At 67.7% G+C, this 9,126-nt stretch carries 10 protein-coding genes; 4 read left to right on the forward strand and 6 right to left on the reverse strand.

Going from position 1 to position 9,126, the window contains the following annotated elements; genetic code table 11:
• Window positions 1–8: 8 nt before the first annotated feature.
• Window positions 9–860, reverse strand: a complete 852-nt coding sequence (locus AD72_RS32160; RefSeq protein ID WP_031470405.1) for an alpha/beta fold hydrolase — start codon at window positions 858–860, stop codon at window positions 9–11.
• 80 nt (window positions 861–940) lie between these two features.
• Between AD72_RS32160 and AD72_RS32165 the strand changes: the two genes are divergently transcribed.
• Genes AD72_RS32165 through AD72_RS32180 form a run of 4 tightly spaced genes read left to right on the forward strand, consistent with a single transcriptional unit; the run spans window position 941 to window position 3,693 of the window.
• Entirely contained in the window at window positions 941–1,492 is a 552-nt protein-coding gene (locus tag AD72_RS32165; protein ID WP_031470406.1) for a CGNR zinc finger domain-containing protein, read from the forward strand.
• Between the two features lie 26 nt (window positions 1,493–1,518).
• Window positions 1,519–2,340: a formate dehydrogenase accessory sulfurtransferase FdhD gene (gene fdhD, locus AD72_RS32170; RefSeq protein WP_031470407.1), complete on the forward strand. Its 822-nt coding sequence runs from the start codon at window positions 1,519–1,521 to the stop codon at window positions 2,338–2,340.
• Window positions 2,337–3,221 carry an alpha/beta hydrolase gene (locus tag AD72_RS32175; RefSeq protein WP_051899242.1) on the forward strand — a complete coding sequence of 295 codons (885 nt, stop codon included), beginning with the start codon at window positions 2,337–2,339 and terminating at the stop codon, window positions 3,219–3,221. The genes fdhD and AD72_RS32175 overlap by 4 nt, the downstream gene beginning before the upstream one ends.
• 7 nt (window positions 3,222–3,228) lie before the next feature.
• Window positions 3,229–3,693: a GNAT family N-acetyltransferase gene (locus AD72_RS32180; RefSeq protein WP_051899243.1), complete on the forward strand. Its 465-nt coding sequence runs from the start codon at window positions 3,229–3,231 to the stop codon at window positions 3,691–3,693.
• Here the strand turns inward: AD72_RS32180 and AD72_RS32185 are convergent.
• The 5 genes from AD72_RS32185 to tig form a co-directional block, all read right to left on the reverse strand.
• Window positions 3,690–4,517: a class I SAM-dependent methyltransferase gene (locus AD72_RS32185; RefSeq protein WP_031470410.1), complete on the reverse strand. Its 828-nt coding sequence runs from the start codon at window positions 4,515–4,517 to the stop codon at window positions 3,690–3,692. The two genes, AD72_RS32180 and AD72_RS32185, sit on opposite strands and share 4 nt — an antisense overlap.
• 31 nt (window positions 4,518–4,548) lie before the next feature.
• Window positions 4,549–5,835: an ATP-dependent Clp protease ATP-binding subunit ClpX gene (clpX, locus tag AD72_RS32190; RefSeq protein ID WP_031470411.1), complete on the reverse strand. Its 1,287-nt coding sequence runs from the start codon at window positions 5,833–5,835 to the stop codon at window positions 4,549–4,551.
• A 258-nt stretch (window positions 5,836–6,093) separates the two neighbouring features.
• Window positions 6,094–6,726, reverse strand: a complete 633-nt coding sequence (locus AD72_RS32195; protein ID WP_037348082.1) for an ATP-dependent Clp protease proteolytic subunit — start codon at window positions 6,724–6,726, stop codon at window positions 6,094–6,096.
• A 41-nt stretch (window positions 6,727–6,767) separates the two neighbouring features.
• The gene (locus AD72_RS32200) at window positions 6,768–7,349 is read right to left on the reverse strand and encodes an ATP-dependent Clp protease proteolytic subunit (protein WP_031470413.1); all 582 of its coding nucleotides are present in this window, start codon (window positions 7,347–7,349) and stop codon (window positions 6,768–6,770) included.
• Window positions 7,350–7,493: 144 nt separating this feature from the next.
• The gene (tig, locus tag AD72_RS32205) at window positions 7,494–8,891 is read right to left on the reverse strand and encodes a trigger factor (RefSeq protein WP_031470414.1); all 1,398 of its coding nucleotides are present in this window, start codon (window positions 8,889–8,891) and stop codon (window positions 7,494–7,496) included.
• Window positions 8,892–9,126 lie beyond the last annotated feature (235 nt).

The raw sequence follows: 9,126 nt of genomic DNA on the forward strand, positions 1-9,126 counted from the left end.
CAAGTTTGTCATGTGGCCTCCAGGAACCGAATCAGGTGGTCACCTACCTCGCGGGGGCGCTCCTCGGGCAGGAAGTGACCACAGTCCGCGATGGCCTGCCCGGTGACCCGATCCGCGTAGCCGCGCCAGATCTCCAGCGGATCCAGGCGGTCGAGCAGGCCCGACTCGCCCCACAGCGCGAGCACCGGCATGGCCAGCCGGTGGCCCGCCGCGGCGTCCGCCTCGTCGTGCTCGGCGTCGTCCGGGAACGAGGCCCGGTAGTCGTCGAAACCCGCGCGCAGCGCCCCCGGCGCGGAGAAGGCCCGCACGTAGTGCTCGATCGCCGCCGGGTCGAGCGCGTGCCGCTGGTGGGTCCAGCGCTCGAAGAAGTAGCCGAGGTATCCGGCGATGTCCTGACCGGCGAGGCGTTCGGGAAGGTCCGGCTGCAGGTGGAACAGCCAGTGCCAGTACGCACGCGCCAGTTCGGTGTCCATCCGCCGCCACGTCTCTCGCGTGGGGACGATGTCCAGCACGGCCAGGCTGCGCACCTGGTCCGGCCGGTCCAGCGCCCAGCGGTGCGCGACCCGGGCGCCGCGGTCGTGACCGATGACATCCACCCGTTCGTGGCCGAGGCCGCGCACCAGTTCCGCGATATCGACGGCCATGGTCCGCTTGTCGTAGCCCGATACCGGCTTGTCGGTGTGCCCGTAGCCGCGCAGATCGGGCGCGATCACCGTGTGCGTCCCGGAAAGCGGGCCGAACAGCTCGCGCCAGCAGTACGAGGTCTGTGGCCAGCCGTGCAGCAGCACGACGGCGGGGCCGGATCCGCCGTAGCGGTAATGCATGCGGATTCCGTTCACCGTGGCCGTCGCCGATTCCATGCCGTCTCCGTTCTAACCGATTGAGATGGTTAGAACCATAGCCGGGCTTTCTAACCACATCCAGTGGTTAGACTGATCCGATGGAACCGGACTGGTCCTTCGACGGCGGGCGAGCGTGCCTCGACCTGGTCAACACCTTGCGTGACCGCCTCATCGGCGGGCGTGAGCTGCTCACCGACACCGGAGCGCTCGCCGACTGGCTGCTCGCCGCGGGCCTGCTCGGGCATCGGCCGCGGGTGCGCGCGACGGAGCTGCCCGCGGCGCGGGAGCTGCGCGAGGCGATCGACCGAGTGCTGACCGCGCCCTGCCCCACGAGCGCGGATGTGCGGCTGCTCAACGACACCGCGGCCGGAACCGAGCCGCTGCCACCGCGGCTGCACCGCTGTCCGGACGGCACGCTCCGGCGGGAGACCCCGCGCCCGCGCGAACCCGTGCGCACCGCACTCGCCGCGGTGGCCCTCGATGCGATCGAACTGGTCACCGGCGCGGACCGGGTCCGGATATGCGCGGGCGAGGACTGCGCGCTGCGATTCGTGGACACCTCGCCGAAAGGCAACCGGCAGTGGTGTTCGATGGCGCGCTGCGGGAACCGCGCGAAGGCCCGGGCACATTACCAACGACACAGGCAGTGAACTCCACGTCGTGTAATCATGGAGTCATGGGCAGGGTGACGGTACGCAGGCCGGTGCGGATGATCACCGCCGACGGGCAGCGGCGGCGTCCGGACGCGCTCGCCGCGGAGGAACCCATGGAGCTGCGCGTCGGCGGGTCATCACTGACCGTGACAATGCGGACGCCCGGCGATGATGTGGAGCTCGCCCACGGTTTCCTGCTCGGCGAGGGCGTGATCTCGGCGCGCGAGGATGTGGCGAGCGCACGCTACTGCGCGGGAACCGATGAGGACGGGCACAACACCTACAACGTGCTCGACGTCCGGCTGGCCGAGGGAGTCGCGCTCCCGGTCCAGGGGCTGGAGCGCAATTTCACCACCACCTCCTCCTGCGGGGTGTGCGGCAAGGCCGCCCTTGAATCGGTACGCACCACGAGCCGCTACCCGCCGGCCGCGGATCCCCTTCGGGTCTCCCCCGCCGTACTCGCCACGCTGCCGGACAAGCTGCGGGCCGCGCAGAAGGTGTTCGCTGCGACCGGCGGGGTGCACGCGGCGGGCCTGTTCACCGCGGACGGCGAGCTGCTGGTGGCGCGCGAGGACATCGGCAGGCACAACGCGGTGGACAAGGTGCTCGGCTGGGCGCTGATGGCCGAACGCGTACCGGCGCGCGGCTGCGTGCTGATGGTCTCCAGCAGGGCCTCCTTCGAGCTGGTGCAGAAGGCCGCGATGGCCGGGGTGCCGATGCTGGCCGCGGTCTCGGCGCCGTCCTCGCTTGCGGTCGAGCTCGCCGCCGAGCAGGGCATCACCGTGCTCGGTTTCGTGCGCGGCAACCACATGAACGTCTACACCCACGGCGAGCGCGTGCCATGAACCGCCCGATATCCCGGCGCGGACTGCTGCTCGGCGGAGCGGGAGCCGTGGCCGCCGTCGCCGGGTTCACCATCGCCGAGCCGGATGCCGAACCCTCGACCCCGAACCGGAAGCCGCGCCCGGTGGAGTACACCCCGGTCACCGTGGAACGGGTGCGCTCGGCGGCCCGTGGGCGCACCGTGCACCTGGCCATCACCCGGCCGAGCGGGGTGAACCCGGAACGGCTCCCGGTCTGCCTGCTGCTGCACGGTCTGCACGGCAACGCCCGCGGAATCCTGCCCAGGCTCGCCCCGCGGATGGCCGCCAGCATGAACGGCGGCGCGCTCACCCCGTTCGTGTTCGCCGCGCTGGACGGTGGCGACAATTACTGGCATCACGCGCGCCCGACCGACGATCCGATGCGGATGCTGCTGGACGAGGCCCCGGTCTGGCTCGCCGAACGCGGATTCCAGCGAACCCCGTTCGCCGCGGCGGGTGTTTCCATGGGCGGATTCGGCGCGCTGCTCTACGCCAGGCGAAGGGCCGAGCGGGCGGATCCGGTTCGCGCGGTCGCCGCGATCTCCCCCGGCCTGCTGCTTTCCTGGACCCTGATGCGCAAACGGCACGCGTTCAGCGGTGCGCCGCAGTGGGCGGATCTCGACCCGCTGCGCCATGTGGACGCGCTGCGCGGGATTCCCACCGGGATCTGGTGCGGGACAAGCGATCCGTTCATCTCCGGGGCACAGCGGTTCATCGCGGCCGCCCATCCCGAATTCATCCATCTCGCGCCGGGCAGGCACAACGCGCGATTCTGGAGTTCCTGCGTACCGAGCCTGCTCGATTTCCTCGGGAAATACGCGCCCGTTTACGGTGCCGACCGGCCGGGCGGGAACCCGATATAGTGGGCGCATGCTGGACCTACCCGCACCATTGCGTGCCCGCGCCCCGGAACCGGCCGACCATCAGATCATCGTGGACCACATCCCGCAGTGGTGGGCCGATTCCCGCAGCACTTCCGGCGCACGCGAACTCGCCGGTCTCGTACAGCCACTGTTCCTCGAGCATTTCGCCGACACCAGCCTTGTGGTGCACGATGATTCCGGCGAGCTGGCGGCGTTCCTGATCGCGCTGCTCTCCCAGAGCAAACCGAACGAGTCCTACATTCACTTCGTCGGAATCGATCCCATCTACCGCGGAAAGGGGATCGGGAAAACCATGTACGAATGGTTCTTCGCGGCAGCTCGGAAACAGGGCCGCGATAGGGTTTCCGCGATAACAGGGCAGGACAATCACGGCTCGATCGCGTTTCACACGAGCATGGGATTCTCCGTGGACACCAGCGGTGAAATGGTGAAATTCCGCAGGGAAATCTAGGCGGATTTCCCGAAGGCGAACCGATACAGCCGAAGTGAGTCCTTCAGCAGCGGAATCCGGGCGATGAGTTCGTAGACCCCGCGCAGAACCGGATCCCCGATGCGGCCGGATTCACTGGTGACGGCACGTTCCTCGAGGCGGCGCAGAGCCGGGATCAGGTGTTCGATCTCGGCTCCGCCGTCGACGGACCAGTTCATCCGGAACGCGCTGGTGAATCCCGGCAGCATCCGGGAAACCCGCACCACCCAGGACACCGCGCCGTCGAAAAGCAGTTCTCCCCCGGAGAATCGTTCGGTGATCCTGGTGAGCAGGGTGCGCACCTGCTCCTGTTCCAGGTACATCAGCAGTCCCTCGGCGAGCACCAGCACCGGGCGGTCGGCGGGAATCTCGGCGAGCCATTCGGGATCGGTGACCGAGGAACCGATCATGCGGTAACCCGGTCGTTCTTCATAGATCCGCCGCCGGAGCTCGATCACCTCGGGAAGGTCCACATCGAACCAGCGAACCCGTTCGGGCAGATCCAGCCGGAACGCCCGGCCGTCCAGCCCGCAGCCGAGCTGGAGCACCGTCGCCTCGGGGTGACGGGTGAGGAAATCGCCCGCCCACTCGTCCAGTTGCTTGGCGCGCAGTACGACCAGGGCCCGGTCCCCGGAAGTGGCCCGCATCCGGAAGGAATCGAAGTCGTAGTCGATCCGGTCGACGGCCTCGGCGGCGACCGTATCCCCGAGTATCGGGCGAGCCGAACGACTGTCCCGCGCGCGGTGATAGAGCGTCACCAGCATGGTCCACTTGACGTCGGTGAAATCCACCGTCCCGGTAGCCATGCGGGGATACTACGCCGGAATCAGGCGCGGATCAGGCCGACTTCTCCCGGCGCTCGCGGCGGCTCGGCTGGCGCGCCACGATGGTCGGATTCACGTTCTCCCGCACGGTCTGCTCGGTGATCACGACCTTGGCGACATCCTCGCGGGAGGGAATGTCGTACATCACCGGCTGGAGCACTTCCTCCATGATCGCGCGCAATCCACGCGCCCCGGTCCCGCGCAGGATGCCCTGATCGGCGATCGCCTCGAGGGCGGTCTTGGTGAACTCGAGCTCCACGTTGTCCAGCTCGAACAGCTTCGTGTACTGCTTGACCAGCGAGTTGCGCGGTTCGGTCAGGATCGCGACGAGCGCGTCCTTGTCCAGGTTGGTCACCGAGGCCACGATCGGCACCCGGCCGATGAACTCGGGGATCAGGCCGAACTTGATCAGGTCCTCGGGCATCGTGTCGGCGAAGAAGTCGGTGGTGTCGATCTCTTCCTTGGAACGGATCTCCGCCCCGAAACCGAGGCCGTGCTTGCCGACCCGGTCCTGGATGATCTTCTCCAGGCCCTGGAACGCACCCGCGACGATGAACAGCACGTTCGTCGTGTCGATCTGGATGAACTCCTGGTGCGGGTGCTTGCGGCCGCCCTGCGGGGGCACGCTCGCCGAGGTTCCCTCGAGGATCTTCAGCAGCGCCTGCTGCACGCCCTCACCGGACACATCCCTGGTGATCGAGGGGTTCTCCGATTTGCGGGCGATCTTGTCGACCTCGTCGATGTAGATGATGCCCGTCTCGGCCCGCTTGACGTCGTAGTCCGCCGCCTGGATGAGCTTGAGCAGGATGTTCTCCACATCCTCGCCCACATAGCCCGCCTCGGTCAGCGCGGTCGCGTCGGCGATGGCGAACGGGACGTTCAGCATGCGCGCGAGGGTCTGCGCCAGGTGGGTCTTCCCGCAGCCGGTCGGACCGAGCATCAGGATGTTCGACTTGGCCAGCTCGACGTTGTCGTCACCCGCGCTGCGCCCGCCGTTCTTCTCCGAGGCCTGGATGCGCTTGTAGTGGTTGTACACGGCTACCGCGAGGACCTTCTTGGCCTCGTCCTGGCCGATCACGTACTGCTCGAGGAACTCCCGGATCTCGGTGGGCTTGGGCAGCTCCTCCAGCTCCACCTCGCCCGATTCGGCGAGCTCCTCCTCGATGATCTCGTTACAGAGGTCGATACATTCGTCACAGATGTACACGCCGGGTCCGGCGATGAGCTTCTTCACCTGCTTCTGGCTCTTGCCGCAGAAAGAGCACTTGAGCAGGTCCCCGCCGTCACCGATTCGTGCCATGACCGCTGACCTCGTCCCCTCCGGCGCGTGGACCGCGCCTGAACGTCCTGTCGTTTACAACCGCTTTACGGCCGGGCGCCGAGCCCCACAACCCGGGGACCGCGGGAATACCACGACGGTACCCGCAGAACCCCCGGTTGTGGGGGAACAAGTCTGCAACGGCATGCCCGGCGGGCGGGTCGCGCCCGCCATCGCAGCCGTCACCAGCACTTTACCGGCTGGAAAGCGCCGCTGTCATGAGCGCGCGCCCACCGAGTCTCAGTCCTTGGCCGACGCCTTCCGGTACGGGAAGATGTCGTCGATGATCCCGTAGTCCTTCGCCTCCTGGGCGGTGAGGATCTTGTCCCGCTCGACGTCCTTGCGCACCTCGGCGGCGTCCTTGCCGGTGTGCCTGGAGAGCATGGTCTCCATCTGCTCGCGCATCCGGGAGATCTCCGCGGCCTGGATCTCCAGGTCGGAGACCTGGCCCTGGATCACGCCCGAGATCGCCGGCTGGTGGATCAGGATCCGCGCGTTCGGCAGCGCCGCGCGCTTACCCGGGGTTCCCGCGGCCAGCAGCACCGCGGCGGCCGAAGCGGCCTGGCCGAGGCACACCGTGGCGATGTCCGGGCGCACGAACTGCATCGTGTCGTAGATCGCCATCAGCGAGGTGAACGAACCACCCGGCGAGTTGATGTACATCTGGATCTCGCGGTCCGGGTCGTCGGCCTCGAGATGCAGCAGCTGCGCCATCACGTCGTTCGCCGAGACGTCGTCCACCTGCACGCCGAGGAAGATGATCCGTTCCTCGTAGAGCTTGTTGTACGGGTTCGACTCCTTGACCCCGTAGCTGGTGCGCTCGATGTAGGAGGGGAGGGTGTAGCGGGCCTGTGGGACCGGGTACCTGTTCATCGCGTCCATCGGATACTCCTTCGCTGCTCGTTCGGTTGGTCTCAGGCGCCCGCGCCCTCACCGGGCCGCTGCACGATCCGGTCGATGAACCCGTAGTCGAGCGCTTCCTGCGCGGTGAACCACCGGTCGCGGTCCGCGTCCTCGGTGATCTTCTCCACGGTCTGCCCGGTCTGCTCGGCGGTCAGCTTGGCCAGCTCGAGCTTCTGCTTGGTCAGCACCTCGGACCAGATCGCGATGTCCGAGGCGGTGCCGCCGACACCGGCGGAGGGCTGGTGCATCAGGATGCGCGAGTGCGGCAGCGCGGTCCGCTTGCCCGGGGCACCGGAGGAGAGCAGGAACTGGCCCATCGACGCGGCCATGCCCATGGCGATCGTGGCCACATCCGGCTCGATGTACTGCATGGTGTCGTAGATCGCCAGCCCGGCAGACACCGATCCACCCGGGGAGTTGATGTAGAGGGTGATGTCCTTCTCCGGGTCCTCCGCCCGCAGCAGCAACAGCTGCATGGTGAGCTGGTTGGCGACCTCGTCGTTGACCTCGGAGCCCAGCACCACGATGCGCTCGCGGAGTAGCCGCTCGGTCACCGAGTCGTTGAGGGACAGCCCTTGGGTACCCGTCCGCATGTGTGCAGTCACGTCTGCCCTTTCGCTGGTCACGGGCGCGTCGGCCCGCTGATGGATATGTCGTCCGGTCTCTGTCACCGACCCTAACGAACGCGGGCGGCGTCGAAGTCCCGACACCGCCCGCGTTCGCTCAGAGCTTGCGCTCTATTCCTGCCCTTCGGCCTTTTCTTCCGGCTCTTCGGCCTTCTCGACCTCGGCCGTCTCCGCCTCCGCGGCGTCCTTGGCCTCGCCGAACAGCTCCTCGAGGTCGATCTTCGCGCCCTCGGTGTCGGTGACCGTGGCCTGGCGCACCACGTTCGACAGCGCCTTGCCGCGGCGCACGTCCGCGAAGATCGCACCGAACTGACCGGACTCCTGCGCCCGCTTGACGTACTCGTCCGGGCTGATGCCGAACCGCTGCGCCTGGTAGATGATCCGCTCGGTGAGCTCGTTCTGCTCGACGCTGACCTGCTCCTGCTCGGCGATCGCGTCCAGGATCAGCTGCTGCTTGACCGCCTTCTCCGCCTCGGCCTTGGCCTCGGCGTCGAACTCCTCGCGGGTCTGGCCCTGCGTCTCGAGGTAGGCGTTGAACTGGTCCTCGTCGTGGTCGAAGGGGTGCACCGCGTCGTGCTGGCGCTGCTCCACCTCCGCGTCCACGACCGCCTGCGGCAGCGGCACCTCGACGGTGTCCAGCAGCGCCTCGAGCACCTTGTCCCTGGCGTCCACGGCCTGCTGCATGGTGTTCATCCGGCCGACCCGCTCGCGCAGGCTCTCCCGCAGCTCATCGATCGTGTCGAACTCGCTGGCCATCGAGGCGAACTCGTCGTCGGCCTCGGGCAGCTCGCGCTCCTTGACCGACTGCACGGTCACTTCCACGTCCGCGTCCTTGCCCACGAACTCACCCGCGACCAGCTTGGTCGTGAAGTGCGTCGTGCCACCGGACTCGGTGCCGATCAGCGCCTCGTCGATGCCCTCGATGAGTTCACCCGAGCCGACCTCGTAGGAAAGGCCGGTCGTGGTCGCCTCGTCCACCTTGGTGCCGTCCACGGTCGCGGACAGGTCGATCGAGACGAAGTCGCCGTTCTCGATCGCCCGCTCCACCGTGCTCAGGGTGCCGAACCGGGCGCGGAGCTGGTCCAGCTCGGAGTCGACCTGCTCCTCGGTGACCGGGGCGGGATCCACGGTGACCGCGATCTCGCCGTACGCGGGAAGGGTCAGCTCGGGGCGGACGTCGACCTCGGCGGTGAACTCGACCGGCTCACCGTCCTCGACCTTGGTGACCTCGATGTCCGGACGCCCGATCGTCGCGACCTCGTCGTTCTGCACGGCCTCGAGGTACTTCGTCGGCACGACGTCGTTGACCACTTCGGACAGCACCGCCGCCCGGCCGATCCGGCCCTCGAGCAGGCGCGCCGGCGCCTTGCCCGGCCGGAACCCCGGGATGTTGACCTGCTGCGCGAGCTTGCGGTAGACGGAGTCGAAACTCGGCTTCAGCTCGTCGAACGGCACCTCGACGTTGATCCTGACCCGTGTCGGGCTGAGCTGCTCGACGGTGCTCTTCAACCTGATCTCCTGGTCTGGTAGTTACAGTGTCGGTAGATACCACTCTGACCAGCAGCCCTCGGCCACAGCGCGTGCGGCGGCCACTCCCAGTTTCCGTGGTATGCGTGCTCGGATGAGTCTGCCAGATGCCCAGGCGCAGGTCGGCGAGGGGTTGACAGAGGAGGTCGCGGCACTGCCGTGCTCACCTCCGGCGTTCCGGACAGCCGCGCGGCCAACTCCTCGCTCGCTAGCGCTC

This window comes from Sciscionella sediminilitoris, from assembly GCF_000737195.2.
GTDB classification, from domain to species: Bacteria; Actinomycetota; Actinomycetes; order Mycobacteriales; family Pseudonocardiaceae; genus Sciscionella; species Sciscionella sediminilitoris.